22 protein-coding genes are annotated in these 25,044 nt (G+C 73.2%); 10 read left to right on the top strand and 12 right to left on the bottom strand.

Annotated features, from left to right (window positions below; translation table 11 throughout):
• Nucleotides 1–3: 3 nt before the first annotated feature.
• From ACFC0Z_RS27630 to ACFC0Z_RS27615, 4 genes are all read right to left on the bottom strand, one after another.
• On the bottom strand, nt 4–810 hold the full coding sequence (locus ACFC0Z_RS27630) for an amino acid ABC transporter ATP-binding protein (protein ID WP_376443301.1): 807 nt from the start codon (nt 808–810) through the stop codon (nt 4–6).
• Entirely contained in the window at nt 807–1,685 is an 879-nt protein-coding gene (locus tag ACFC0Z_RS27625) for an amino acid ABC transporter permease (RefSeq protein ID WP_376443299.1), read from the bottom strand. The genes ACFC0Z_RS27630 and ACFC0Z_RS27625 overlap by 4 nt, the downstream gene beginning before the upstream one ends.
• A 79-nt stretch (nt 1,686–1,764) precedes the next feature.
• Nucleotides 1,765–3,588, bottom strand: a complete 1,824-nt coding sequence (locus tag ACFC0Z_RS27620; protein ID WP_376443297.1) for an FAD/NAD(P)-binding protein — start codon at nt 3,586–3,588, stop codon at nt 1,765–1,767.
• Nucleotides 3,585–4,436, bottom strand: a complete 852-nt coding sequence (locus ACFC0Z_RS27615; protein ID WP_376443294.1) for an amino acid ABC transporter permease — start codon at nt 4,434–4,436, stop codon at nt 3,585–3,587. The genes ACFC0Z_RS27620 and ACFC0Z_RS27615 overlap by 4 nt, the downstream gene beginning before the upstream one ends.
• A 519-nt stretch (nt 4,437–4,955) precedes the next feature.
• Here ACFC0Z_RS27615 and ACFC0Z_RS27610 point away from each other — a divergent pair.
• Both ACFC0Z_RS27610 and ACFC0Z_RS27605 read left to right on the top strand, forming a co-directional pair.
• Nucleotides 4,956–5,435, top strand: a complete 480-nt coding sequence (locus ACFC0Z_RS27610) for a GNAT family N-acetyltransferase (RefSeq protein ID WP_376443291.1) — start codon at nt 4,956–4,958, stop codon at nt 5,433–5,435.
• On the top strand, nt 5,432–6,424 hold the full coding sequence (locus tag ACFC0Z_RS27605) for an ABC transporter substrate-binding protein (protein ID WP_376443288.1): 993 nt from the start codon (nt 5,432–5,434) through the stop codon (nt 6,422–6,424). Before ACFC0Z_RS27610 ends, ACFC0Z_RS27605 begins: the two co-directional genes overlap by 4 nt.
• A gap of 64 nt (nt 6,425–6,488) precedes the next feature.
• Here the strand turns inward: ACFC0Z_RS27605 and ACFC0Z_RS27600 are convergent, their stop codons facing one another.
• Nucleotides 6,489–7,691: a DUF5685 family protein gene (locus ACFC0Z_RS27600; RefSeq protein WP_376443286.1), complete on the bottom strand. Its 1,203-nt coding sequence runs from the start codon at nt 7,689–7,691 to the stop codon at nt 6,489–6,491.
• Between the two features lie 313 nt (nt 7,692–8,004).
• Here ACFC0Z_RS27600 and ACFC0Z_RS27595 point away from each other — a divergent pair, with 313 nt between their 5' ends.
• A complete protein-coding gene (locus ACFC0Z_RS27595) occupies nt 8,005–8,442 on the top strand; it encodes a cell division protein SepF (RefSeq protein ID WP_376443283.1) in 438 nt (145 codons plus the stop codon).
• Between the two features lie 48 nt (nt 8,443–8,490).
• Here the strand turns inward: ACFC0Z_RS27595 and ACFC0Z_RS27590 are convergent, their stop codons facing one another.
• Nucleotides 8,491–10,260: an MFS transporter gene (locus tag ACFC0Z_RS27590; protein WP_376443280.1), complete on the bottom strand. Its 1,770-nt coding sequence runs from the start codon at nt 10,258–10,260 to the stop codon at nt 8,491–8,493.
• Between the two features lie 404 nt (nt 10,261–10,664).
• On the opposite strand from ACFC0Z_RS27590, the gene ACFC0Z_RS27585 reads away from it, so the two are divergent.
• Entirely contained in the window at nt 10,665–11,561 is an 897-nt protein-coding gene (locus ACFC0Z_RS27585; protein ID WP_376443277.1) for a phosphatase PAP2 family protein, read from the top strand.
• Between the two features lie 82 nt (nt 11,562–11,643).
• On the opposite strand, the gene ACFC0Z_RS27580 is transcribed toward ACFC0Z_RS27585, so the two are convergent.
• Nucleotides 11,644–11,859 carry an I78 family peptidase inhibitor gene (locus tag ACFC0Z_RS27580; RefSeq protein ID WP_376443275.1) on the bottom strand — a complete coding sequence of 72 codons (216 nt, stop codon included), beginning with the start codon at nt 11,857–11,859 and terminating at the stop codon, nt 11,644–11,646.
• A gap of 366 nt (nt 11,860–12,225) precedes the next feature.
• Between ACFC0Z_RS27580 and ctaD the strand changes: the two genes are divergently transcribed.
• Entirely contained in the window at nt 12,226–13,902 is a 1,677-nt protein-coding gene (ctaD, locus tag ACFC0Z_RS27575) for a cytochrome c oxidase subunit I (RefSeq protein WP_376443273.1), read from the top strand.
• A 77-nt stretch (nt 13,903–13,979) separates the two neighbouring features.
• Here the strand turns inward: ctaD and ACFC0Z_RS27570 are convergent, their stop codons facing one another.
• The 3 genes from ACFC0Z_RS27570 to ACFC0Z_RS27560 all read right to left on the bottom strand — a co-directional run bounded on the left by ACFC0Z_RS27570 (nt 13,980) and on the right by ACFC0Z_RS27560 (nt 17,221).
• Nucleotides 13,980–15,257: a glycosyltransferase gene (locus tag ACFC0Z_RS27570; RefSeq protein ID WP_376443271.1), complete on the bottom strand. Its 1,278-nt coding sequence runs from the start codon at nt 15,255–15,257 to the stop codon at nt 13,980–13,982.
• 142 nt (nt 15,258–15,399) lie between these two features.
• Nucleotides 15,400–16,701, bottom strand: a complete 1,302-nt coding sequence (locus tag ACFC0Z_RS27565; RefSeq protein WP_376443268.1) for an ABC transporter substrate-binding protein — start codon at nt 16,699–16,701, stop codon at nt 15,400–15,402.
• Nucleotides 16,679–17,221 (bottom strand): hypothetical protein, encoded by a 543-nt coding sequence (locus ACFC0Z_RS27560; RefSeq protein ID WP_376443265.1) that lies wholly within the window; start codon nt 17,219–17,221, stop codon nt 16,679–16,681. The genes ACFC0Z_RS27565 and ACFC0Z_RS27560 overlap by 23 nt, the downstream gene beginning before the upstream one ends.
• A 100-nt stretch (nt 17,222–17,321) precedes the next feature.
• On the opposite strand from ACFC0Z_RS27560, the gene ACFC0Z_RS27555 reads away from it, so the two are divergent.
• Genes ACFC0Z_RS27555 through ACFC0Z_RS27545 form a run of 3 tightly spaced genes read left to right on the top strand, consistent with a single transcriptional unit; the run spans nt 17,322 to nt 21,129 of the window.
• The gene (locus ACFC0Z_RS27555; RefSeq protein ID WP_376443262.1) at nt 17,322–17,756 is read left to right on the top strand and encodes a hypothetical protein; all 435 of its coding nucleotides are present in this window, start codon (nt 17,322–17,324) and stop codon (nt 17,754–17,756) included.
• On the top strand, nt 17,744–20,452 hold the full coding sequence (locus tag ACFC0Z_RS27550; protein ID WP_376443260.1) for an ATP-binding cassette domain-containing protein: 2,709 nt from the start codon (nt 17,744–17,746) through the stop codon (nt 20,450–20,452). Before ACFC0Z_RS27555 ends, ACFC0Z_RS27550 begins: the two co-directional genes overlap by 13 nt.
• The gene (locus ACFC0Z_RS27545; RefSeq protein WP_376443257.1) at nt 20,449–21,129 is read left to right on the top strand and encodes an ATP-binding cassette domain-containing protein; all 681 of its coding nucleotides are present in this window, start codon (nt 20,449–20,451) and stop codon (nt 21,127–21,129) included. Before ACFC0Z_RS27550 ends, ACFC0Z_RS27545 begins: the two co-directional genes overlap by 4 nt.
• Before the next feature lie 14 nt (nt 21,130–21,143).
• Here ACFC0Z_RS27545 and ACFC0Z_RS27540 read toward each other — a convergent pair whose 3' ends face one another.
• The gene (locus tag ACFC0Z_RS27540; RefSeq protein ID WP_376443254.1) at nt 21,144–21,758 is read right to left on the bottom strand and encodes a transglycosylase family protein; all 615 of its coding nucleotides are present in this window, start codon (nt 21,756–21,758) and stop codon (nt 21,144–21,146) included.
• Between the two features lie 226 nt (nt 21,759–21,984).
• On the opposite strand from ACFC0Z_RS27540, the gene ACFC0Z_RS27535 reads away from it, so the two are divergent.
• Both ACFC0Z_RS27535 and ACFC0Z_RS27530 read left to right on the top strand, forming a co-directional pair.
• The gene (locus ACFC0Z_RS27535) at nt 21,985–22,767 is read left to right on the top strand and encodes a hypothetical protein (RefSeq protein WP_376443251.1); all 783 of its coding nucleotides are present in this window, start codon (nt 21,985–21,987) and stop codon (nt 22,765–22,767) included.
• 365 nt (nt 22,768–23,132) lie between these two features.
• Entirely contained in the window at nt 23,133–23,492 is a 360-nt protein-coding gene (locus ACFC0Z_RS27530; protein WP_376443248.1) for a hypothetical protein, read from the top strand.
• Between the two features lie 51 nt (nt 23,493–23,543).
• On the opposite strand, the gene der is transcribed toward ACFC0Z_RS27530, so the two are convergent.
• Nucleotides 23,544–24,992 carry a ribosome biogenesis GTPase Der gene (gene der / locus ACFC0Z_RS27525; RefSeq protein ID WP_376443246.1) on the bottom strand — a complete coding sequence of 483 codons (1,449 nt, stop codon included), beginning with the start codon at nt 24,990–24,992 and terminating at the stop codon, nt 23,544–23,546.
• Nucleotides 24,993–25,044: the final 52 nt, after the last annotated feature.

The following is a 25,044-nucleotide window of genomic DNA, read 5'->3' as shown; positions in this document are numbered from 1 at the left end:
GGGTCAGAGGACCTTGGAGAGGAAGGCTTGGGTGCGCTCGTGGCGCGGGCTGTCGAGGACCTCGGCCGGCGGGCCCTGCTCGACGATCCGGCCCTCGTCCATGAAGACCACCGTGTCGGCGACCTCGCGGGCGAAGCCGATCTCGTGGGTGACGACGATCATGGTCGTACCGGAGGCCGCCAGGTCCTTGATGACGTCGAGGACCTCGCCGACCAGCTCGGGGTCGAGCGCGGAGGTCGGCTCGTCGAAGAGGAGCAGCCCCGGTTCGAGGGCGAGCGCGCGGGCGATGGCCACCCGCTGCTGCTGTCCGCCGGAGAGCTGCTTGGGGTACGCGTCCGCCTTGTCGGCGAGCCCGACCCGTTCGAGGAGCTTGCGGGCGGCGGCCTCGGCCTCCTTGCGGGGGCGCTTGAGGGCGGAGATGGGCGCCTCGACGATGTTGGCGAGGACCGTGAGGTGCGGGAACAGGTGGAAGTTCTGGAAGACGAAGCCGATCCGGGTGCGCTGCTTGAGGATCTCGCGCTCGCGGAGCTCGTACAGCTTGTTCCCGGAGCGGCGGTAGCCGACGAGGACGCCGTCGACGCTGACCGTGCCGCTGTCGACCTTCTCCAGGTGGTTGACGGTCCGCAGGAGGGTGGACTTGCCGGAGCCCGAGGGGCCGAGGATCACGGTGACCTCGCCGGCGCGGACGTCGAGGTCGATGCCGCGCAGGACGTGGAGCTGCCCGAAGTGCTTGTGGACGGAACGGATCCGCACCTTGGCGGTGTCGTCGGCGACCGGGGCGGTGTCGAGGACGGGGGTGGCGGAGCTCATCGAGTGCTCCCCTTCGCGTAGTGGCGTTCCACGTAGTGCTGGACGACGGAGAGCGCGGTGGTGAGCAGGACGTACCAGGCGGTGGCGACCATCAGGAGGGGGACGACCCGGCCGTTGCGGCCGTAGATCACCTGGACCTGGTAGAAGAGTTCGCCGATCGCCATGACGGAGACGATCGAGGTCCCCTTGAAGAGCGAGATGATCTCGTTGGCGGCGTTGGGCAGGATCGACCGCATCGCCTGCGGCAGCACGATCCGGCGCAGCCGGCGGACCTTCGGGATGCCGAGGGACGAGGCCGCCTCCAGCTGGCCCTCGTCGACGGAGAGGACACCGCCCCGGACGATCTCCGCCGCGTACGCCGCCTGGTGCAGGGCCAGTCCGAGGACGGCCGCGCTCATCTCGCCGACGAGCCCCATCGTGTCGAAGGCGAAGAAGCCGGGCCCGAAGGGGATGCCGATGCTGATCTCTTTGTAGAGGTAGGCCAGGTTGAACCAGAAGAGGAGCTGGACGATGAGCGGGATGGAGCGGAAGGCCCAGATGTAGCCGAAGGCGACCGCGCGCAGGAACGGACTGGCCGAGAGCCGCATGAAGGCGAGGACGACGCCGAGCGCGAAACCGAGGACGGTGCCGTACAGGGTGAGCTGGAGGGTGATCAGGACGGCGTGCAGGATCGTCTCGGTGGTGAAGAAGGCGGCGAAGACGTCCCATTCCCAGCCGGGGTTGGTGGCGAGGCCGTGGGCGAACTGCGCGAGCAGCACGACGGTGACGGCGACGGCCACCCAGCGCCAGGGGTGGCGGACGGGGACGACGACGAGCGTCTCCGGTTCGGTTCTCGCCACCGGGAGGGTGACGGGCGGATCGCTGGTGAGAGACATGGCGGTTCCTCGGGAACGGGTCAGGCAGGAGAGGGCTCGGGTCGGGCGGGCGCTCGGATCGGGCAGGAGGGCGCTCGGGTCAGGCGCTCAGGGGGACGGGGAGGCGACAGGCCCCCTCCCGGAGGAAGGAGAGCGCAGCCCGCGCGGCGGAGTCGTTCTGGCCGAAGGCGAGTCCGCCGGTACGGGGCCGGGTGAAGGCCGCGCCGGCCCGGGCGGTGGTGTGCGGGCCGAGCGCGAAGCGGCGCGGGTGCGGGCCCTCCTCGCGTTCGACGACCCGGCCGTCGGCGGGGTCGACGACGAGGAGCCCGCTGGCGGTGGCCAGGGCCCCGTCCTCGTGGAGCGCGCGCAGCAGCGGACTGTCGGTGTGCTCGACGGTGGCGTCGGGGAGCCGGGCCTCGACGAGGGCGCGGGCCTCGGTCCACTCCCCCGGTACGGCGGCGGACGCGGCCCGGAAGACACCGCGCGTCTCGTCGGCCTCGACGGTGACCCGGGGGCCGAGGAAGCGGACGATCCCGGCGCGGGAGAGCGCGAGGAGCTGGTGCAGCCGGGGTCCGGGCGGCCCGGAGGCGAGGTAGCTGAAGAAGCCGTGCCACCAGCCGCCGGGGTCGACGCGGTCGCCGAGCCGCGCGAGCTGCCCGTAGACGGAGAGGAGCGCGCCGAAGACGGCGGCGTCGGGGCTGTGGGCGGGGTCGTGGCGGCGGGTCAGGTCCTCGGTGATGTAGCCGCGCAGCCCGTCCTGGAGCTCCTCGGCGGAGCCGTAGCGGATCCCGTCGAGGGGGTGGTCGAGCGCGTCGAGGTCGATCCGGTCGGCGGGGTCGGGTACGGCGTCGGCGACGAGCGCGCCGATCTCGGGGCCGTCCGGCGCGGCCTGCGCGTACGCCTTCTCGAAGACGTCCCACGGGAGGGAGGTCCGCTCGGGGTGGGCGGCGAAGAGCCGGTGGTAGTGGGCCCAGGCGAGCTCCTTGCGGATGTGCGGCCACAGGTCGCGGCGCACGTCGACCGGCCCGTCCCCGGCCGCCGCGAGGATCCCGTCGGTCTGCTCGGGCCCGAAGAACCGGGGCAGCGGGGGCCGTTCGCCGTCGAGGACGTACCCGATCTTGGAGTGGTACGGGACGCCGCGCCGCGATCCGACGTACAGCACCGGCTCCCGCCCCGAGGGTACGTAGACGAGGTCGTCGCCCTCCCCCTCGTACCGCCCGCCGCGGCCCTCGGTGAGCAGCACCGTCAGGTCGACGAAGGCGAGGCCGAAGCCGCGGACGAGGACGGGCTCGCCGGCGGGCAGGGCGGAGAGGTCGGTGTCGGCGGTGAAGTCGGGCGGGAGGTGGAGGAGCCGGTGACGGGCGGCGAAGGCGGTGAGTTCCCGCTGCTCCGGGTCGGGTTCGGCGCCGAGGTGGCCGACGGTGAGGACGACGACGTCGGCGTCGAGCGGCTCGACGCCCCGCTCCAGCCAGACCCGCTGGCGTCCGTCGCGGGGGCCGCCGACGCGGAGCGCGCTGGTGCGGTGCTCGTGGACGGTGACGGAGGCGGGCAGGGCGGCGAGGGCCCGCTCGTACACCCAGCGGAGGTAGGCGCCCTGCCGGGGGCGACTGGGGAAGCTGCGGCCCTCGATGCCCGCCCAGTCGGCGAGGGTGGGGCCCGGGCGCACGGGTCCTTCGAGGCGGACGGTCTCGTCGGTGAACATGGTGACGTCCTCGGCCTGGGAGTTCATCCAGAGCAGCGGGGACTGCGCGGTGCGCCAGATCCGGCCGGGGCCGGGCGGGTAGGGGTCGACGAGGTGGAGGTCGAGGGGCTGGTCCCCGTACAGCTCGGGCAGGTTGGCGGCGAGCCGTTCGAGGAATCCGGTGCCGCGCGGCCCGGCTCCGACGATGACGACCGAGGGGGTGACCGCTTCGGGTCCGCTCATCGCGCGCCCCCCGCCCCGCGGGCGTAGTACCGCTCGACGTAGTGCTGTCCGAGGCTGAGGACTGAGGTCACGGCGACGTACCAGAGGGTGGCGACGAGGAGCAGCGGGATGACCTCGTACGTGCGGTGGTAGATGAGCTGCGTCGAGTAGAGCAGGTCCTGCACGGCGATGACGGAGACGATGGAGGTGCCCTTGAGGGTGCCGATCAGCATGTTCCCGGCGGGCGGGACGATCGCGCGCATCGCCTGCGGCAGCACGATCCGGCCGAACCGGCGCCACCGGCCGAGGCCGAGGGAGTGGGCGGCCTCGATCTGGCCGCGGTCGACGGAGAGGATGCCGCCGCGGACGACCTCGGCGGCGTACGCGGCCTCGTGGAGGGTGAGTCCGATGACGGCGACGGAGACCGGGCCGAGGAGGTTGACCGTGTGGACGCCGAGGATGGTCGGGTAGAGCGCGCCGACGTTGAACCAGAAGAGCAGCTGGACCAGGATCGGGGTGGAGCGGAAGAACCACACGTATCCCCAACTGACCGCGCGCAGAACGGGGTTGGCGGACATGCGGAGGACCGCGAGCAGGGTGCCGAGGACGAAGCCGAGGGCCATGACGACGGCGGTCAGCCACAGGGTGAGGCCGAGGCCGCGCAGGACGGACGCGGAGGTGAAGTACTCGGCGACGACGTCCCACTGGAAGGCCTTGTTGCGGACGACGGAGACGAGGCCGAGCACGAGGAGGACGAGGACGACGCCGGCGGCGGCCCACTGACCCGCGCGGCGGGCGGGGACGACACGGGGCGGCGGTTCGACGGGCGGGGCCGGGGAGGCGGTTTCGACGAGGGTGGTCGCGGACATGCGAAGGCTCCGTGGATGCCGGAAGACGACGGATCGAACACGGGATGCGCCTTCACGCGCACTGAGCTGAGCCGCGGATCCGGGCCCCTCAGCCCGATCCGCCCTTCGAGGCTATGCGGTCAACACCGGCCTCTGTCAAGGGTGTCCAGAGTGTGAGTCGTGCGTCTCATCGTGGTTGACGTGGGATCGGATGCCTGTTCCACTGGGGCCATGCATCCGCAGCAGCTGGTCACGCGCTCCCACATCGACTTCGGTCGCGTGTGGTCCTCTTCCTGTTGAGCCGACCCCTGCGCTGCCCCGGTCACGTCTGACCGGTCCCGCCTCTCCACGGCTTTTCCCCGGCTTTTCCCCGGCCCTTCGGGCCCTGACCGCGCCTGTCCACCGCGGTGCCTTCACACGCGTACCCCTCACGGGTCGCCGAGCGCTGAGCTCACCCCTCCCCTCGCCTTGCCCTGCCTGACCCGCCTTTCCCTGCCTTGCCCTGCCTTGCCCTGCCCTCTTCCTTCCTGAAGGGCTGTCATGACCTCCACGTTGTCCGTGCACCGGACCACGACCACCGACCCCCTGGCCCGCCCGCTCCTCGACGAGCTGGCACACGAGTACACGACCCGGTACGGCACCGCCGAGGACCTGAACCGCTACCCGTCCGAGGAGTTCGCCCCTCCCCACGGCGCCTTCCTGCTCCTCCTGGAGCAGGGCCGGCCGGTGGCGGGCGGCGCCTACCGCCGGTACGACGAGCGCACCGCCGAACTCAAGCGGATCTGGACCCACTCGGCCCACCGGCGGCGCGGGCTCGCCCGCCGCGTCCTCACCGTGCTCGAACGGGAGGCCGCCGCCCGCGGCTACTCCCGCATCTACCTGACGACCGGGCCGCGCCAGCCCGAGGCCAAGGGCCTCTACCTGGCGACCGGCTACCGGCCGCTCTTCGACGTGTCCGTCGACCCCGAGTCGATCGGCCCGCTGCCGTTCGAGAAACTCCTGGAGAACCCGAAACCATGAGCACACGCACGATCTCCGGCACCACCCGCACCACCCTCGCCTTCGCGCTCATCACCACCGCCGCGCTCACCCTCACCGCCTGCGCCGGAGGCGAGCCGGCGACGAAGCCGGCCGGAGCCGCGGCCCCGGGCGGGGCGAGCGCGTCCGGCGCGGCGAAGGGCACGCTCCCCACCGAGGACGTCGTGTCGGCCGTGAAGAAGAACGAGGCCGCGGCGAAGCTGCTCCCCGCCGACGTGCGGCAGCGCGGCTCCTTCACGATCGCCTCCGCCGCGGGGGCCCCGCCCAGCTCGGCCTATCTGCCCGACGGCAAGACACTGACCGGAGTGGACGTCGACTTCGGGGACGCCGTCGCGAAGGCGCTCGGCCTGGAGGCGAAGCGCGAGGTGGCCGGCTTCGAGGCGATCCTGCCCGCGCTCGGCAGCGGCAAGTACGACGTCGGCACCGGCAACTTCGGCGTGACCGAGGAGCGGCGCAAGACCCTCGACTTCGTCACGTACGTCAACGACGGCCAGGGCTTCGCCGCCCGTGCCGACTCCTCGCTGAAGGCCGTCACCGACCTGACCCAGCTGTGCGGCCTGAAGGTCGCGACGGGCGCGGGCACCACCTTCGAACGGACCCTGGAGCAGAACAAGGGCCGGTGCGCGGAGGCCGGGAAGCAGCCGTACGAGGTGAACGTCTTCAGCGAGCCGGGCGCGGTCTGGATGGCGCTCCAGCAGGGCCGCGCCGATGTCGTGATGAACACGATCAACGGCGTGCGGTACGCGGTGACGCAGCAGAAGGGCATCAAGTTCCTCAACGAGTACCGGCGACTCGACGTGGGCTTCGCCTTCAAGAAGGGCACCTCGCTCGCGCCCGCCTTCCAGGCGGCGGTGAACGGCCTGAAGGCCGACGGGACGTACGACCGGATCCTGAAGAAGTGGGGGGTGACGGCCTCGGGCATCGAGAAGTCGCAGATCTCCCCGCCGGAGATCCCGGCGCCGACGAAGTAGCGGCACCGGGTACGGGGGCGGGGCCGGGGGTTCGGCGCCGGGGTACGGGTTCCCCGACGGGGTGTCAGCAGCTGCAGTCGCAGCCGCAGTCGCCGCAGCAGCCGTCCCCCTCGCAGCAGGAGGAACAGTTGCTGCAGCAGTCACAGCAGTCGCAGCAGCTGCCGGGGTCGCACTGCTGGCACAGCCCGTCGCGCCGCTGACCGCTCCAGGGGTCCTCGAACGAGCCGCAGCACATCTGGCAGGTGCAGGCCAGGCCGACCCAGAGGGCGCATCCGGCGATCAGACCGCGCCGGTTGGGCGGCTCGGGCGGGAGCGGCGCGCCGGGACCACCGGGGCCGCCGGGGGTCGCGTACGGGTTCCCCGGCACCGGGCCCTGCCCCTGCCACGAGGCCTGGGTCCCGTGCGCGCAGCTCGTCGTGCCGAAGGCGCGGTCGACCGAGGTGCGGAGTTCGTGGGCGAGGAGGACGTGGACGAGCCGGCCGTCGGCGAACTCGGCGTCCTTCAGCGCGAGACGGATGCCGTGGAGCGCGTCGTCGGCGAGCCTGCGGGCCTCCTCGCGGGCGGTGCCGGTCGCGGTGAGCGGGTTCCAGGCGCCCGCCGCCGCGTCGGCGGCCTGGTCCTCGACGGCGTCGAGGAGATGGGCGAGGCGGCCGAAGAGCCGGCCGGCCTCGGCGAGCGGCGCCGCGTTGGCCGGGCGTCCGGCGAGGACGGCGGTGTGCGCGAAGGCGGCGGCGGTCGCGGTCTCGGTCGGCTCGGTGACCGTGAGCAGGGGCGTACCGATTCCGGCGAGGGACTCGATGCCGGCCTGGCGGTCGACGGCGTCGACGAGGACGGCGGTGTCGAAGCCGAGCGCGGCGCCGGTCCGTGCCCCGGCCCTGTCCCAGGAGCGGGCGACCCGGCGGGCCGCGGCCGCGACCGGCTTGCGGGCCAACAGGCCGTCCCGGTCGGCGACGTGGTCCCGTACCTTCGCCGACGCGAGGACGAGGGAGACGGCGGCGGCGAGGCGGGCGCCTTCGCCCCGGGCGACGGGCGCGGTCCGCAGGGCGCGCAGCGCGCAGGGTCCCGCCGTGCGCCGTCCGGCCTCGGTCACACCGGTCTGAGCCTCCGTCAGGACCGAGACGATGAGCCCGTCGTAGTTGGTGACGACCCGGGCGAACTGGCCGTGGTCGGCGCGAAGTGCCAGGCAGAGGCCGCAGAGGTGGGCCATCCACGCGGTCTTCAGGCCCTCCGTGAGCCGGTGCGTGCAGGGTCTGACGATGCCGAACATGAAGTGCCCCCCGTGAGCCGTGCGCGGCGCCGCCGTGCGGCGCGAACGGCATCGTAGCGAGCCGTTTCGTTCACCCGTACGCGCCCAGCATCACCCTTCTGGCCCGACTTTCATATTTTAAGTTGCGGACCTCTCCGTCAGGCCCCGCAGACCGCAAGTTTCCTGACGTATCGCCAGAAATCGGGCCTCACGTTGTGCACCAGTACCGTCACGAAACCCCTGCGCGCCGACTATCCACTTGGCGCGCGATCCGCATCATGAAGGACGATAGGTATTGCGGAACCACAAGTGACCGCGCTGAAAGGAGGCGTCCATGGGATCGGTGCGCAAGGCGAGCGCCTGGCTGGGACTCGTCGAGGACAACGACGAGCGTTACTACGACGACGAGTACGCCGACGGGCCCGAGACCGCCGGCGAGCCGTGGGTGACGGACCCCCGGGTCCGGGTGGCCACGGACACCGCCCAGGAACACGGCCGTCGGATCGCCACCGTCTCCCCCGACGGCTTCCGGGACGCCCGGGGCATCGGCGAGCTCTTCCGTGAGGGCGTGCCGGTGATCGTGAACCTGACCGCGATGGAGCCGGACGACGCCAAGCGGGTCGTCGACTTCGCCGCCGGTCTCGCCTTCGGTCTGCGCGGCTCGATCGAGCGCGTGGCGACGCGGGTCTTCCTGCTCACCCCCGCGGACACCCAGATCGTCGGCGGAGAGAGCCGCCGCGGCCGACAGGACGGTTTCTTCAACCAGAGCTGAGCGGGTCCGTCGGCCTCCCGCCCGCCGGGCACCACCCGAGGAATCGGGTCAGTGCCCCGGGCGTCCCGAGCCGGCGGGCTCGACGGCTTCCCGGGTCGCGGGCACCCGCGGCGGCACCGCGGACCCGGCAGCCACGTCCGCCGCAGCGACCCCGCCCGAAGCGATCGCCCCGGCGACCTCGTCGGACGCACGGACCTCACCGGCCACCGCGCCGGTCACCTTCGCGTCGGTCACCGTCGCACCGGCCACCGCGTCGGCCACCTTCGCGTCGGTCTCCACCGCCGGGCACTCCATCACCCGCGGCAGTCGCCGCGCCATCACCGCGCCCACCAGCAGCAGCACGGCGCTCACGCAGAGCGTGACGTGCAGACCGTGCACGAAGGCGTGCCGGGCCGCCTGGTGCAGGGCGTCGCCCGCCGCGCCGCCGAGGTGCTCGGCCACCTGATAGGCCTCGCCGAGGGAGTTCGACGCGGCGTCGCTCGCGCTCGTCGGCACGCCCGGGACCGAGGCGAGCCCGGGGGCGTACGCCGCGTTCATGACGCTGCCGAGCAGCGCGATGCCCATGCCGGCGCCGAGCTGGTACGAGGTCTCGCCGATCGCCGCCGCGCCGCCCGCGCTCTCCTGCGGCGCCTCGCTGAGCATCGACTCGTACGCCGAGAAGAGTGTGGTCTGCAGGCCGAAGCCGAGCAGCACGAAGCCGACGGTGAGGAGCACGGGCCGGTCGTGCTGTCCCATGAGGGTGAGCAGCAGCACGGCGGCGGCGGTGAGCGTGAAGCCCCAGCCGACCATCCGGCGCGGCCCGATCCTGCGGAGGGTGTACGAGCCGGTGGCGCCGGCCGCCATGGCGGCGAAGGTGAGCGGCAGGAGCCGGAGGCCGGTCTCCAGGGGGCTGAGGCCGAGGACGAGCTGGAGGTACTGGACGGCGATGAGCTCCAGGCCGACCAGGGCCAGCATGCCGATGACGATGCAGCCGACCGAGGTGGTGAAGGCCGCCCGGGAGAAGAGCCGCACGTCGATGAGCGGGTGCGGCCGCCGCTTCTGCCGTCGGACGAAGAGCACGAGGAACGTGGCGCCGATGAGCAGGGGTCCCGCGCTCGCGAGCGCGAGGGGGGAGCCGCCGGCCCCGATGTGCTTGACCCCGAGGACGCAGAGGAGGACTCCGGCGGCGGCCATCAGCGCGCCGAGCACGTCCCACGGGCCGTCGGCGCTGCCCTTGGACTCGGGCAGGAGCCTGCGGCCGAGCGGCAGGATGAGCGCCATCAGCGGGATGTTGATGAGGAAGACGGAGCCCCACCAGTAGTTCTCGACGAGGAAGCCGCCGAGGACGGGTCCGGTGGCGGCGCCGATCGCGGCGGTCGCGGTCCAGACGCCGATCGCCGTGGCGCGTTCCGCGCGGTCGGGGAAGACGGCGCGGATGATGGAGAGCGTCGCGGGCATGATCATCGCGCCGCCGACGCCCAGGAGGGCGCGGGCGCCGATGAGGACGCCCGGGTCGGTCGCGAGGGCGGCGACGGCGGAGGCGACGCCGAAGAGCACGTAGCCGAGGAGGAGGACCCGCCGTCGGCCGACGCGGTCGCCGAGCGTGCCGAAGAGGATCAGGAGCGAGGCGCAGACCAGGGGGTAGGCGTCGACGATCCAGAGCAGCTGGGTGGAGCTGGGCCGCAGGTCCTCGGTGAGCGAGGGGACGGCGACGTGGAGGATGGTCGCGTCGAGGGCGACCAGGAGGAGGCTGACGCAGAGGACGACGAGGACGACCCAGCGGTTGGCTCCGCCGTCGGCGGCACGGGAACGTGCTCGGGCCGTGATCGTCCGCGACATGTACGTACCTCCAGTGAAGCTCTCGCGCTCGGCAGGCGCCGACCAGGGCTTATGTCCCCGTGGCACCCCGACATCGACGGGCGAGTGAGCCGTCAGCGTACGCGAGTTCCCGCGCCGAGCGCGTGGTGCAGCTCTCACCCCGGCGGGCCGTCCCGTGTGGCGTACGCCACTCGGCCCCACCCGCGCGTCGCATGGAATTCCGCACGGACGCCCGCGTAAGACAATTCAAGTGCGTTCAAACACTCTTCCGAAGAAAGCGCTTCGACAATAGGGCTGAAGGTCATCGGATTTCCCGACGGTCGCCCGGAATGGCCCGACGACTGAGACCCACTCCACATCACATGGTCATCACGAAGACGCCGGATCGACCGGGGCGGCTTCTCACTCCCTGTAACGTCGATTGGGTGCGTACCGACATCTTTGCCCGGCTGGACCGGGAGCCGGAACCGCCGAAGATAGAGGTCCCGCGGATGACCCGCACGCGTCTCGCCCTCTTCGGCGGGACGCTGGCGTTCTATCTCGCCATCGTCGTCGCGGTCCTGCTCTCGACCTGGATCGTGACCCTCGACTGGAAGATCATGCTCTTCCGGCCGTACGAGCAGTGGCCCGGGATCCACGGCTTCCTCGACTACTACGTCGTCCTCGGTCAGCGCGGCCCCACGGCCGTCATGGTGGCCGCGTGGCTGGGCTGGCGCTCCTGGCGCCAGCACACCCTGCGGCCCCTGCTGTGCCTCGGCGCCGCGCTGCTGCTGCTGAACGTCTCGGTGGGTGCGGTCAAGCTCGGCCTCGGCCGGGCCGGCCCCCACTACGCGACCCAGGTCGGCTCGGCCGAGCTCTTCGCCGGCGGCGACATATTCCCCTCGGGCCACACCGCCAACGCGGTCGTGACCTGGGGCATCCTCGCCTACCTGGCGACCACCCCGCGGGCCAGGCGCTACCTGTCGGCCCTCTCGGCCGTCGTCGCGCTCGGCGTCGGCCTCACCACCGTCTACCTCGGCACCCACTGGCTGAGCGACATCCTGCTCGGCTGGGTCGCCGGACTCCTGGTGCTCCTGGCGCTGCCCTGGTGCGAGCCCGCCCTCGCCGTGGCGGAGGACTGGATCCTCGCCCAGCGCGACCGGATGCGGGACCGGATCCGCGACCGCCGCCGCCTGGTGCCCTCGCTGCCCGTGGCCTCCGGCGGCCCGCGCCCCGGATTCTTCCCGCCGCGGCCGGCCTCCGCCGAGGAGCAGCCGGCCAGGGAGCCCGCCCGGGAGCCCGTGGGAGTGGCGCGCGGACGCGCCACCGCGACGCGCGGCTGATCCCCCCCTTGCGACACGCGAAGAGCCCCGGTCGAGGACGACCGGGGCTCTTCGCGTGCACGGCCTCCGCGGGCAGGGCTCCTCAGCCGAGCCAGGCGCGGGTGACCGTGCCGTCCTCGACCTCGAAGTTGATGCGCCCCTCCAGGTACTCCATGGTGACGAACGTGCCGGGTGGCAGGGACCTGACGACCGTCCAGCCCCGCGTCCTGGCGAGCTGGGCGGCGCCCTCCGCGTCGAGGCCCACATAGGACTCGGGAGCGTCGCGGTGCGGTTCGGGAGTGCGCGATGTGGGTGACATGAACCTCACGTTAGTCCCTCGGCGGTCACGCTTGTGTCACAAGTTCTCGACATATGTTTGACACGCCCATGGTCACTCGAAGGGACAGATTCCGGCCGATTCTCCGGTAATTCCACGACGCTTCCGGCGGTTCGCACGAAGACCTCCCGGACGAGGGAATTCGCCCGCTCTTCACCACTCCCGGCGAATTGCCCCCGCGCGCCCGTGCGGCTCCCCCACGCTTCCCTTACGGAATGCTTACCCCCGCTCCGCCGGGAACTGTGCGCCGATCGGAGCAGCGGCCCGATCCGCCTCCCGCCCGCACCGGCCCGCCCGCGCGCATCATGTCCGGACGCCCGGCGAGCGTGGGGCGGGGCGGAGGCAGGGATGGACACCGGGACAGCGGCCGCGACCGTCGAGTCGGCCCGGCAGCGGCACGGCCGACTGCTGATCGACTGGGTCACCACGACCGACCACAAGAAGATCGGCCACCTCTATCTGGCCACCTCGTTCGTCTTCTTCCTGATCGCCGGGCTCATGGCGATGCTCATGCGCGCCGAGCTGGCCAGACCGGGCCTCCAGCTCGTCTCGAACAACACCTTCAACCAGGCCTTCACCCTGCACGGCACGATCATGCTGCTGCTCTTCGCCACCCCGACCTTCGCCGGCTTCGCCAACGAGCTCGTGCCGCTCCAGATCGGCGCGCCCGACGTCGCCTTCCCGCGGCTCAACATGTTCTCGTACTGGCTGTTCCTCTTCGGCGGCCTGATGGTGGTCGGCTCGCTCCTCACCCCCGACGGGCCCGCCGCCTTCGGCTGGACCGCCTACGCCCCGCTCAACAGCCTGGAGCGCTCGCCCGGCTTCGGCGTCGACCTGTGGATCATGGGCCTCGCGCTCTCCGGCTTCGGCACGATCCTCACCTCGGTCAACTTCATGGTCACCATCATCGGCATGCGGGCGCCGGGCATGACCATGTTCCGGATGCCGATCTTCACCTGGAACGTCCTCTTCACCGCGGTCCTGGTGATCGTGGCCTTCCCGGTCCTCGCGGCGGCGCTGCTGGTCCTGGAGGCGGACCGGCGGCTCGGCTCGGTGGTCTTCGAGGCGGGGAACGGCGGGGCGCTGCTGTGGCAGCACCTCTTCTGGTTCTTCGGCCACCCCGAGGTGTACATCATCGCGCTGCCGTTCTTCGGGATCGTCAGCGAGATCATCCCGGTCTTCGCGCGCAAACCGCTCTTCGGGTACACGACGCTGGTCGCGGCGACGATGGCGATCACCGGCCTGTCGGTGGTCGTGTGGGCGCACCACATGTTCGCGACGGGCGCGGTGCTGCTGCCGTTCTTCTCGATGCTCTCGTTCCTCATCGCGGTCCCGACCGGGGTGAAGTTCTTCAACTGGACGGGGACGATGCTGCGCGGCTCGCTCTCCTTCGAGACGCCCATGCTGTGGTCGGTCGGTTTCCTGGTCTCGTTCCTCTTCGGCGGTCTGACCGGGGTGATCCTCGCGTCGCCGCCGCTGGACTTCCACGTCACCGACTCGTACTTCGTCGTCGCCCACTTCCACTACACGGTCTTCGGCACGGTCGTCTTCGCGACCTTCGCCGGCTTCTCCTTCTGGTGGCCGAAGTTCACCGGGCGGATGCTCGACGAACGGCTCGGGAAGGTCCACTTCTGGACGCTCTTCGTCGGCTTCCACCTGACCTTCCTCGTCCAGCACTGGCTGGGCGCGGAGGGCATGCCCCGGCGGTACGCCGACTACCTGGACGCCGACGGGTTCACCGCGCTCAACACGGCGTCGACGATCGGCGCCTTCCTCCTCGGCACCTCGACGCTGCCGTTCCTCTACAACGTGTGGCGGACGTGGCGGTACGGGGAGAAGGTCGAGACCGACGACCCGTGGGGCTTCGGGAGGTCCCTGGAGTGGGCGACCTCCTGCCCGCCGCCCCGGCACAACTTCGACGCGGTGCCGCGGATCCGCTCCGAGTCCCCCGCCTTCGACCTGCACCACCCGGAGTTCGCCGCGTACGAGCGGATGCGCGTCACGAGCCCGCCACCGGGACCCTGAGGGCGGTGAGGGCGGTGAGGGCGGTGAGGGCGGCACCATACCCGTACCGGAGAACCGGCCCGGCGCCGCCGAATCCGTCAGGTCCGCACGGCGCGCACCGCCCGCCCCACCCGCGCCTTCAGGCCGTACACCGCGTCGACGACCCGCCCCACCGTCCGGTGCCACCGCACCCGTACCGGCGGGTGGGTCCTGCCGCCCGCGCCCCGCGCGACCAGGTCCGCCCAGAGCTCCTCGTGCCGGAGCGCCGTCCGCGCGGGGTCGAAGCGTTCCGACGCGGCGAGCGCCGCCCGCGCCGCCTTCGCGCGCAGCTCCTCGTCCTCGACGAGCCCGCGCAGCGCCCCCGCGACCGCGGCCACGTCGTCGACCGGCACGAGCCGCCCGTCGACCCCGTCCTCGATGATCTCGCGCGGCCCGTGCGGGCAGTCGGTGGAGACCACCGGCAGCCCGCAGCGCATCGCCTCCACGATCGTCATGCCGAAGGACTCCCGCTGCGAGGTCACCGCGGCGATCGAGCCCTTCACCCACTCCGGTTCCATCCGGGAGACGGTCCCCATGAGGAAGACCTGCTCGCCGAGGCCCCGCTCCTCGATCTGCCGGGCGAGCGCGCCCCTGAGGTCCTGGACGGCGTCCCCGCTGCCGTAGATCCGCAGCCGCCAGTCGCGGTGGTCGGCCGCGATCTCCGCGAAGGCGTCGATCAGCACGTCGTACCGCTTGACCCTGGTCAGCCGCCCGGCCGCGACGACGGTCCGGGCCGCCGGGTCGGCCGGCGGGAGCCCGGACGCGGGGACGCTGTTGGGCACGGACTCGATCCGTACGCCGGGCAGCCGGAGCTTCCGGTAGGCGCGGGCGTCGGCCTCGGTGACGGTGGTGACCGCGTCGAGGAGTCCGTACTCGTGGCCGATGTCCCGCCGCAGCCGGAAGCTGTGGCCGTCCAGGATCAGGTGTTCCTGCCCGACGAGGACCGGCCCCCGCCGGGCCTGCCGGGCGAGGTGCACGTTCAGCCCCGGCCGGGTGGCGACGAGGACGTCCGCCTCGACCCCGCCCAGGTGCTCGCCGATCCGCGCGTCGGTCAGCGCGCTGTACTGCTTCCAGCGGCCGTCGCCGCGTGGGAAGACCTCGGCGGGGCGGTGGAATGCGGGGTGGTCGCCGTCGTAGCCGGGACTGTCCCGGCGCAGGTCGACCAGGTGGCGGATCGTCACTCCCGCGGGGAGCCCGAGGACCGGGCGGTCGCGGTGGCGGAACACCGAGACGATCTCCACCTCGTGACGCGCGGCCAGCGCCTCGGCGAGCGTGAAGGTGGACCTGATCGTGCCGCCGTAGTGGTAGGCGTTGTGGAGCAGAAAGGAAATACGCATCGTGCTGCCGGTTCCCCCCGGTCAGTCGGTCAGTCGGTCTATCGGTCTCTCGGAATCTCGGTCTCTCGGCCTGCGGGTCCCCCGGGCTGTCGGTCGGTCAGCCCGGTCGCGCCGACTGTACTGCCGTGACAGGGAGGGCAGTTCACGGCCGATAGCCGAGCTGGGGCACCGTCGCGCAGTTCTCGGTCATCTCGCCCTGCGCCACCCAGCCCCGCCCGTCCACCCACCGGGCCACGGACAGACAGGTGTGCCGGGTCTCCGGCGGCCTGGCGAGGTGCTCGAAGCGCACGGGAAGCAGCAGGCCGCGGGCGGTGTACGGCTCCGGCCGGTCGAGGAACCGTTCGACGCAGGCCCGGGTGAGCTCCCCCTCGCCCAGGCAGGAGCGGGCCGCGTCGGTGAACCACATCGCCGCCGCCCAGCCCTCCAACTGCCACTGGGAGAGCTCCCGTTGACCCGCACGGGCCATGCCCTCCCGGAACTCCCGGACGGCCGGGTGGGCGGTGTCCTGGTGGTTGCGGCTGGACCCGGTCACCCACAGCGCGCGCAGGCAGCCGGGGGCGCGGGCGTAGTCGCGGGCGACGGAGGAGGACCAGTTCTGCACGTTGGTGACCTTGGCGTCGACCCGTACGCCGAGCGCCTCCATCGCCTCGCACAGCCGCGCGTTCCCGTGGCTGTCCATCGCGTCGAAGAGCAGGTCGACGTGCCGGTCCCGCAGGTCGGCGGCGACCGCGCGGAAGTTCGGCAGGGCGAAGTCGACCTGCTCGTCGACGACGCGGTACCCCTCGGCGCGCAGCCCGTCCGCGACGAGCCGGGCGTACGCGGCGGAGGCCGCCTGGTTGTACGAGACGACGGCGGCGGTCCGCGCGCCCTGCTCGCGGGCGAAGTACCGGTACACCTCGGTCCCGCCGTACAGCGTGCCGTTCCAGCCGGGCGCGGCACCGGTGCGCGGGGCCGCGCTGCCGTAGATCCCGTAGAGGTGCGGATAGGTGTCGTACGCGGGGGTGAGGGGCTGGCCCCCGATGTCGGGGACCCCGGCCCCGGCGACGAGGGGCGCGCCCGCGTAGTTCAGTGCGGTGGTGGCGACCAGGGCGAAGACCCGGCGCTCGTCGAGGAGCCGGTGGACGCACGCGTTGTTGCCGACGCCGCTGCCGCCGTCGTCGCAGGTCTCGACCTCGATCCGGCGTCCGTCGAGCCCGCCGCGGGCGTTCAGGGCGTCGAACCAGGCGCGGGCCCCGTCGCGCGTCCCCGTGAACGTCCTGCCGCCGACCGGGCTGGTGGCGCTGGTGATGATCCCGACGCGGAGCGGCTCACCGCCGGAGGGGGTGGCGGTGGGCCGCGTCTCGAAGGCGCTCTCCGGGAGCCGGCTGCCGCACGCCGCGAGGAGGGCGAGCAGCGCGGCCAGGAGGAGCGCCGCGACCGTCTCAGCAGCCCTGAACGGTGACACCGCTCAGCTCGACCAGGCCGCAGAGGGTCTTGACGGAGACCTTCCAGGTGTCGTTCTGGAGGACGGAGGTCCCTTCGGAGTCGGGCAGCGCGGGTGCGCCGTTGACGAGCAGGTCGTAGGTGACGTCGGCGTCCTTGTCGGAGGTGAAGTCGACCTCGGTGACCTCGGCCGAGGTCTTGGCCGCGTTCTCGTTCCCGGCGAAGGCGGTGAGGACCTCCTCCATCTCCGGGCCGTTCTCCAGGAGCTTCACCCGCTCGGAGGTCGGGGTCTTCGGGTCGAAGAAGGCCGTCCAGTTCTTGGTGATCTCGGCCTTGGCGGCGTCGGGGTCGTCGGGTTCGTCCCCGTCCGGGGGCTGGGCCGTCATCCCGGGCGGCGGGTTCGACGCGACCTCGTTGCCGGTGTCCGCCTGGCCTGTGCCGTTGTCGTCGGAGCAGCCCGCGACGGCGGGCGCGAGGGCCAGCACGGCGGCGGCCGCGAGGGCCGCGAGCCGGGAGCGTCCGCCGAGTCGTGTCAGAACCATCTGGCTCACCACCGGGTGTCCCACCGGGCCGTTCGGCCTGATGCTTCCAGGGTGGGACGGAACGGGCCATAGTGCAAGGAAGGGGGCGAAGGAGACCTCCATGCCGACATCCCGCATCCGCCTGCTCCTCCGGTCCGGCGCCGTCGCGGCCGCCGCGGGCCTCGTGCTGTGCGTGCTGGGCTGGTACGGGATCTCGGGCGAACGGTACGTCGAACGCCAGCTGCCGTACCTGGCGTCCTGCGTGGTGCCGGGGGCGGCGCTGCTGGTGGCGGGCGCGGTGCTGGTGGCGGCGGCGCTCACCCTCCCCGTACCCCCGCCGGCCCCGGAGCAGCCCCCGGAGCAGCTCCCGCCGGAGGAGCGGACGGGCGCACCTCCGCCCTCCTCCACCGCGCCGCCGCTCCACCTCCCCGGCGGAACGCTGGCCCACCGCCCGGACTGCCCCCTGATCGTGGGCAAACCGGAGGCGAGAGAGGTCGAGGACCCGCCGCACACGTCCCTGTCCCCCTGCCCGGTGTGTGAACCGTGGCCTCCCTGACGTACGAGCTGACGCTGGCGGGCCTGGCGATCGGCAGCGCGGCCGCGCTGACCGGCATCGGCCTGATCGTCACGTACCGGGCGACAGGGGTGCTGAACCTGGCGCACGGCGCGGTGGCGATGGTCTGCGCGTACGTCCTGCGGCAGCTGGTGGTCGAGTGGGGCTGGCCCCTGCCGCTCGGCGCCCTGGCCACCCTCCTCCTGGTGGCGCCCGGGATCGGCCTGGCCCTGGACCGGGGAGTCTTCCGCCCGCTCGCGCTCCTCGGCTCGAACCCGGCGCAAACACTGGTGGCCTCGACCGGCGTGTTCGTCCTGCTCGTCGGCGGAGCGACGCTCGTCTGGGGCCCGGGGGCACGGGACGACGCGCCGGTCCTGCTCGGGGACGACCCGTGGGCGCAGCTGGGGGCGGTGGTGGCGCTCGCGTGCCTGGTGACGGCGGTGACGCGCTGGACGCGGTTCGGACGGGAGCTGCGGGCGGTGGTGGACAACCGCCCGCTGGCCGTCCTGTCGGGGGTGCGGGCGGACCGGGTGGCGGCGGCGGGATGGGCGTTCGGCTCGTTCGCGGCGGGGCTGACGGGCGTGCTCCTGGCGCCCTACGTCCGGCTCGACCCGTACGGGATGCCGCTCCTCGTGGTGGAGGTGATCGCGGTGGCGGTCATCGCCCGCATGCGGTCGCTGACGGTCGCGGTGGTGGCGGCGGTGGCGCTGGGCGTGGCCCAGGCCCAGCTGACCCGCCTGCACCCGGGCGGCTGGGCGGAGCCGCTGGTACGGGCGGTGGCGGCGAACCTGTTCGTGGTGGCGCTGCTCGTGGCGGCGCTCGCGCTGCCGGGGGTGGGCGGAAAGGGAAGGGACGCGCTGCCGCCGCCGACACGCCCACGCGAGGGACGACCGGCGGTCTGGGCGCTCGTCACTCTTCTGCTCCTCCTCCCCCTGGCCCTGGCGGGCGAGGACCTGCACACGACGCTCCGGATCCCGGCGCTGGCCGTCGTCCTCCTCTCCCTGGTGGTGGTGACCGGCAGAGGAGGCCAGATCGCCCTGGGCCAGGCGGCGTACGCGGGCCTGGGGGCGCTGCTGACGGCGCTGCTGGCGACGAACGGCGTCCCGGTCCTGGCGGCGACGGCCCTCGCGGTCCCGCTGGTGGCGGTGGTGGGCGTCCTGACGGCCTGGCCGGCGATCCGCCGCCACGGCCTGGCGCTGGCCCTGGCCACCCTCGCGACGGGGGTGGCCGTGAGCCGCTTCGTCCTGACCCAGCCGTACGCGACGGCGGGCCTGTCGGTGGAACGCCCGGCGGCGTTCGCGGACGACCGCGCGTTCTACGCCCTGGAGCTGGCGGTCCTGGCGGGCTGCCTGGCCCTGGTGGCCGCGCTGCGCAGGGGCCGCACGGGCCGCGCGCTGGCGGCCCTGCGGGACCACGAGCCGGGCGCGGAGGCGGCGGGCGTCCCCGCCCCGGCCCTGAAGCTCCTGGCCTTCACCCTGGGCGCGGCCCTGGCGGCCCTGGGAGGCGCGCTGCTGAGCCTGGGCGGCCGGGCCTTCGACCCGGAGGCGTACGACCCGGTCCAGGGCCTGCTGTGGTTCGCGGCGGTCCTGGTCCTGGGCGCGGACCACCTCCTGACCCCCCTCCTGGCGGCCACCCTCCTGGCCACCCTGGACGCGGGCCCCCAAGCAGGCACGGCAGCAGCCCTGACAGGCCTCCTGGCCACCCAAACAGGCCGCTGCCCCCCACTGACGACCCTGCTCCCCCACTTCCTCACGCGAAACCCCCCGCAGGCAGCTCCGGCAGGCAGCCGTGACACGGCCGCAGGCCGTAGCCACCACGTCCCGCCGGCCGCCGACGGCGCCGAGCCCCCCGCAGGGGAACCCGCATCCGACCCACCGGCCCGCACGGGCGCTGCGGGCGGGAAACCAAGTCCGACCGAAGGCCGGACGCACCCCCACGGCGGCCCGCCCGCCAACGCCGCCCAGCCCCCCGCAGGGGAACCCGCACCGGGCCCAACTGCCACCCGCACGAGTGACCCCCCAAGGCTCCGCCTCCATGACCTCACGCTCACCTACCCCGGCGGCGTCACCGCCCTCTCCCACGTCACCCTCGCCCTCGCCCCCTCCCGCGTCACCGCCCTCGTCGGCCCGAACGGCGCCGGGAAGAGCACGCTCTTCGACTGTCTCGCCGGCACGCTCCGGCCCCGCGGGGGCCAAGGCAGCGTGACGCTGGACGGCGTCGACATCACCGCCCTCCCGGCCCACGCGAGGTCCCGTCTCGGGATCGCCCGGACCTTCCAGCGGCTGGCCGTCTTCCCGTCGCTCTCGGTCGAGGAGAACGTCCGCCTCGGCGCGGACCGGAGCCAACGGAGCAACCGGAGCCGCCGGTCCCCCCACGACGACGACCCCACCGCCGTCGAGCAGTGCCTCCGCCTCCTCGCCCTCGACGGCCCCGTCCGCCACCTCCCCGCCGCCGGCCTCCCCACCGGCACCCTCCGCCGCGTCGAGCTCGCCCGCGCCCTCGCCGGGCGGCCGCACACCCTGCTCCTGGACGAGCCCGCGGCCGGGCTGGACGCCGTCGAGACCGCCGCGCTGGCGCGGATCCTCTCCGCGCTCGCCGCCGACGGGCTGACCGTCCTCGTCGTGGAGCACGACCCGGATCTCGTCGCCGGGATCGCCCACACCGTGCACACCATGGAAGGCGGCCGGCTCCTGTCATGACCGTCGAGATCGCCCTGCGCGCCGCCCGGGTCCGTTACGGCCCCCTGGAGGCCCTGCACGGCCTCGACCTGCCCGTGCCGGCCGCCACGGTGACCGTGCTGCTCGGCCGGAACGGCGCGGGCCGCACGACGGCCCTGCGGGCCCTCGCGGGGACGGTACGGCTCTCCTCCGGCCGGGTGCTGTGGCGCGGCGCCGACGTGACCGGGCTCCCGGCCGACGAGCGGGCCCGCCGCGGGCTCTGCCTCGTACCGGATCGGCGGGCGGTGTACGAGGGGCTGACGGTCGCGGAGAACCTGGCGCTCACCGCGCCGGAGGGCGCCCCGCCCCCGTACCCCGAACTCGTCCCGCTCCTGTCCCGGCCGGCGGGGACGCTCTCCGGCGGCGAGCGCCGGATGCTGGCGCTGTCCCGCGCCCTGATGTCCCCTGCCCTCCTCTCCCCCGCCCCGTCGGCACGCGCGCGCGTGGTGCTCGTCGACGAGCCGTCACTCGGCATGGCCCCGGCGGTCGCGGCGAGGACGTACGCGCTCCTGGCCGCGCTCGCCGAGGACGACGGGGCGGCGGTCGTCCTGGCCGAGCAGCGCGTGCCGCCGGGCCTGCCGCGCGGCACGATCGTCCTCGAGCTCCGGCGCGGCTCGCTCGCGGCCGGCGGGGAACCGTACGAGTTCACGACGGCCTGAGCGGGTACGCGCCCTCAGAGCGGACCGATCCGCAGCATCGTCCCGACCACGATCCGGTTCGGATCGGCCCCGATGACGCTCCGGTTGGCCGCGTACAGCGCCTGCCAGCCGCCCTTCACCGCGAACCGGCGCGCGATCGTGCCGAGCGAGTCCCCCGGCTGCACGGTGTGGACGCGCCCGCTCAGCCCGTACCGCTTCGAGCAGACGGGCCACGCGCCCCAGCCCTGGGTGCGCAGGACCTCCTCGGCGGTGGTGATCTGCTGCGGCCGGGTGGCCAGGTCGGCGCGCTCGGCGAACTTCCGGCCGCCGTGCTCGACCCAGGTCGGCTGCCAGAACTGGAGCCCGCCGTAGAAGCCGTTCCCGGTGTTGACGTTCCAGCGGCCGCTGCTCTCGCAGTCGGCGACGCACCCCCACGGCCACTGGTCGGCCGCGCAGGGGTAGTCCGGCACGGCGGCCGCGGCCCGTACGGCGTCGGCGGAGGAGGCCACGGCCGCGGAGACGGTTGCGGCGACGGTCGTGGAGGCCGCCGTGTCCGTCGTACCGGCGACCGCGCTCCCCGTCGTCCACGACGTCAACGTCACGACCGCGAGGAGGGATCCGGCCGTCGTCCAAAATCGGATCTTCGACATCGGGGCAGGCTAGGCAGCCGCCCCGCGGGCCCGGCCCGTGCCGCGCGGAACACTGTCAACACCCCACCCGGTCGGAGTCACGGGCACCCCGACGCGCGCCCCGCACACGCCCGTGGCAAGTTGCCCCGCTTCCGCGCGTGACCCCGGCCGATCCTGACCCGTTGAACTCGGCATGAGGCGCCCGGGAACGGCCCGGCGTCCCCCGTTCCTAGCCAGGGAGCCCCCCGTGCCGCGCATGCTCGACGTCAGCGAGGACGTACGCGCCGAGATCGGCGACGAAGAAGCCAATCGGCTGCTCGAGGGCGACAACGCCCCGGGCAGTTACGACTGCACCTCCTGCCGCACGCCGGGTGACTCCCAGCGGGAGCGCACCAGCACGGTGCTGTTCGTCGGCGTGGAGACCGCGGTCCTCGCGTTCGCCCACGCGACCTGCATCCCCTCGCAGGTCGTCCGCGTCTCGGAGGACCAGCTCCAGGGCGCCGTCGCCTCCATCGCCGCGGCGGACGCCGCCGACGCGCTCTCCGCCGCCCACCCCGAGCAGGCGGTGCTCGGAGTCACCAGCGGGCTCGTCCTGATCGACGGCGAGCTGCACCCGGCGCTCGTCGTGGAGCCGACCGCCCCCGTGGCCCGCCCGGGCACGGACGGTCCGGTCGACGAGTTCCTCTCGCTCCTCACCGACCAGGGCTTCCAGCCGGTCTCCGGCCTCGACGAGAAGCCGGCGGCGCTGCCGGGCTGGTCGGTGCTCGTGGCCATGGGCCAGCTGCACTCCGTCCTCCAGCCGGGGCCGAACGGCGCCGGTCAGGCCGCGTGGTGGCAGGCCCACCAGCCGCTCCAGGTCACCGAGGGCTGGCGCGCGGCGGCCAACAAGTCGCACACGGTGCTCGTCTTCGCCGCGCCGGTGGGCTCCATCGGCCAGCAGCCGCGCGAGGACCTGCTCCGTGACGCCCTGGAGAAGGCGGCGGCCAACGGCCGCCTGGTGGCTGCCGCGATGCCGCTGGCCGGGACCTGATGGAGGACGGCCGGCCGGGCATAGAGCCCGCACGGGCCCCCGGAGGCCGCCCGGGACCGCCGCCGGGAGGCCTGGGCGACCTCGGCCGGCTCGGGGACCTCGGCGGCCTCAGTGATCCGGGCCGGCTCAGGGACCTCGGCGGGCTCGGCGATCTGAGCGGGCTCAGGGATCTGAGCGGGCTCGGTGGCCTCGGCGGGCCCGACGGCCCGGGCGGCGCGACGGGGCGGAGCGGGGCGACCGTCCCGCGCCCCCGGCGCGCGCCTCTTTCGGAGAGCCGCCCGCATCCGACGGGCGGCGGGGTCGTTGGCACGTACGTGCACCCATACGACCCTTTCCTCCAGCCGTATCCGAGCCAGATCCCCGCCATGCGCCCGGCGCAGGACGTCCCGGCGGGCCAGTCGGCCACGCCGATCTTCGACGCCCTGTACGCGGAGTACAGCCGGTCGTTCCGGACACTGCCGGGCGACCGCAGCGGTGAGGAGGAGGTCCCTTTCCGGGCCTTCGGCACGACCGCCAGCACCGGTCTGTACGGGAGCGGGATCGGCGGCGGGCTCGGCGGCGGAAGCGGGACCGGAAGCGGGTACGCGGGGCCGTCGTACGGGCACGGGCCCGCGAGCGGCAACGGGCTCGGATACCGGCACTCCGCCGCGTACCAGCCGATGTGGACGACGCAGCAGCACCACAGCCCGGCGGCGCTCCCGCCGGGCCCCCGCAGGGGAATCTGAAACGGCCGAGGGCCGGGACTCCACGAGTCCCGGCCCTCGGTCATGTCCGTTCTACTTCTTGCGGCTGCGCTTCTCGCGCACGCGCACCGAGATGTGGATCGGGGTGCCCTCGAAGCCGAACTCCTCGCGGAGGCGGCGCTCGATGAAGCGGCGGTAGCCCGCCTCCAGGAAGCCGGAGGCGAAGAGCACGAAGCGGGGCGGCTTGGTGCCCGCCTGCGTGCCGAAGAGGATGCGGGGCTGCTTGCCGCCGCGGATCGGGTGCGGGTGGGCCGCGACGATCTCGCCGAGGAAGGCGTTGAGCCGGCCGGTGGGGACGCGGGTCTCCCAGCCGGCGATGGCGGTCTCGATCGCCGGGACCAGCTTCTCCATGTGGCGGCCGGTCTTGGCGGAGACGTTGACCCGCGGCGCCCAGGCGACCTGCTGCATCTCGGTCTCGATCTCGCGCTCGAGGTAGTAGCGGCGCTCCTCGTCGAGCTCGTCCCACTTGTTGTAGGCGATGACGATCGCGCGGCCGGACTCGACGGCCGTCGTGATGATGCGCTGGTCCTGGACCGAGATGTTGTCGGTGGTGTCGATGAGGATGACGGCCACCTCCGCCTTCTCGATGGCGGCCGCGGTCCGCAGGGAGGCGTAGTAGTCCGCGCCGGACTGGAGGTGGACCTTCTTGCGGATGCCGGCGGTGTCGACGAACTTCCAGGTCACGCCGCCGAGCTCGATGAGCTCGTCGACCGGGTCGCGGGTGGTGCCGGCCAGTTCGTTGACGACGACGCGGTTCTCGCCCGCCACCTTGTTGAGGAGGGAGGACTTGCCGACGTTCGGACGGCCGATGAGGGCGATGCGGCGGGGGCCGCCCACCGCGTTGCCGAAGCGCTGCTCGGGGGCCTCGGGCAGCTTCTTCAGGACCTCGTCGAGGAGGTCGCCGGTGCCGCGGCCGTGGAGCGAGGAGACGGGGAACGGCTCGCCGAGGCCCAGGGACCAGAGCGTGGCGGCGTCGGCCTCGCCGGACTGGCCGTCGACCTTGTTGGCGGCGAGGACGACCGGCTTGCCGGCACGGCGCAGCAGCCGGACGACGGCCTCGTCGGTGTCGGTGGCGCCGACGGTGGCGTCCACGACGAAGAGGCAGGCGTCGGCGGCCTCGATCGCGTACTCCGCCTGGATGGCGACGGAGGCGTCGATGCCGAGGACGTCCTGCTCCCAGCCGCCGGTGTCGACGACCTTGAAACGGCGGCCGGCCCACTCGGCCTCGTAGGTGACGCGGTCGCGGGTGACGCCCGGCTTGTCCTCGACGACTGCCTCGCGGCGGCCGATGATGCGGTTCACCAGGGTCGACTTGCCGACGTTCGGACGGCCGACGACGGCGAGGACGGGGAGCGGGCCGTGGCCCGCCTCCTCGATCGCGCCCTCGACGTCCTCCGCGTCGAAGCCCTCTTCCGCGGCGAGCTCCATGAACTCCGCGTACTCGGCGTCGCCAAGTGCCCCGTGGTCGTGCTGGTCGTTCATGAAGTCCGTTCCTTGATCATTCGTGGTCGGTGGGTCCCCGGCGGCGGGGCCC

Source organism: Streptomyces sp. NPDC056144 (assembly GCF_042264145.1).
Classification (GTDB): Bacteria; Actinomycetota; Actinomycetes; order Streptomycetales; family Streptomycetaceae; genus Streptomyces.
The sequence above is the reverse complement of the archived record's forward strand: the minus strand, read 5'-3'. Positions and strand labels throughout refer to the sequence as shown.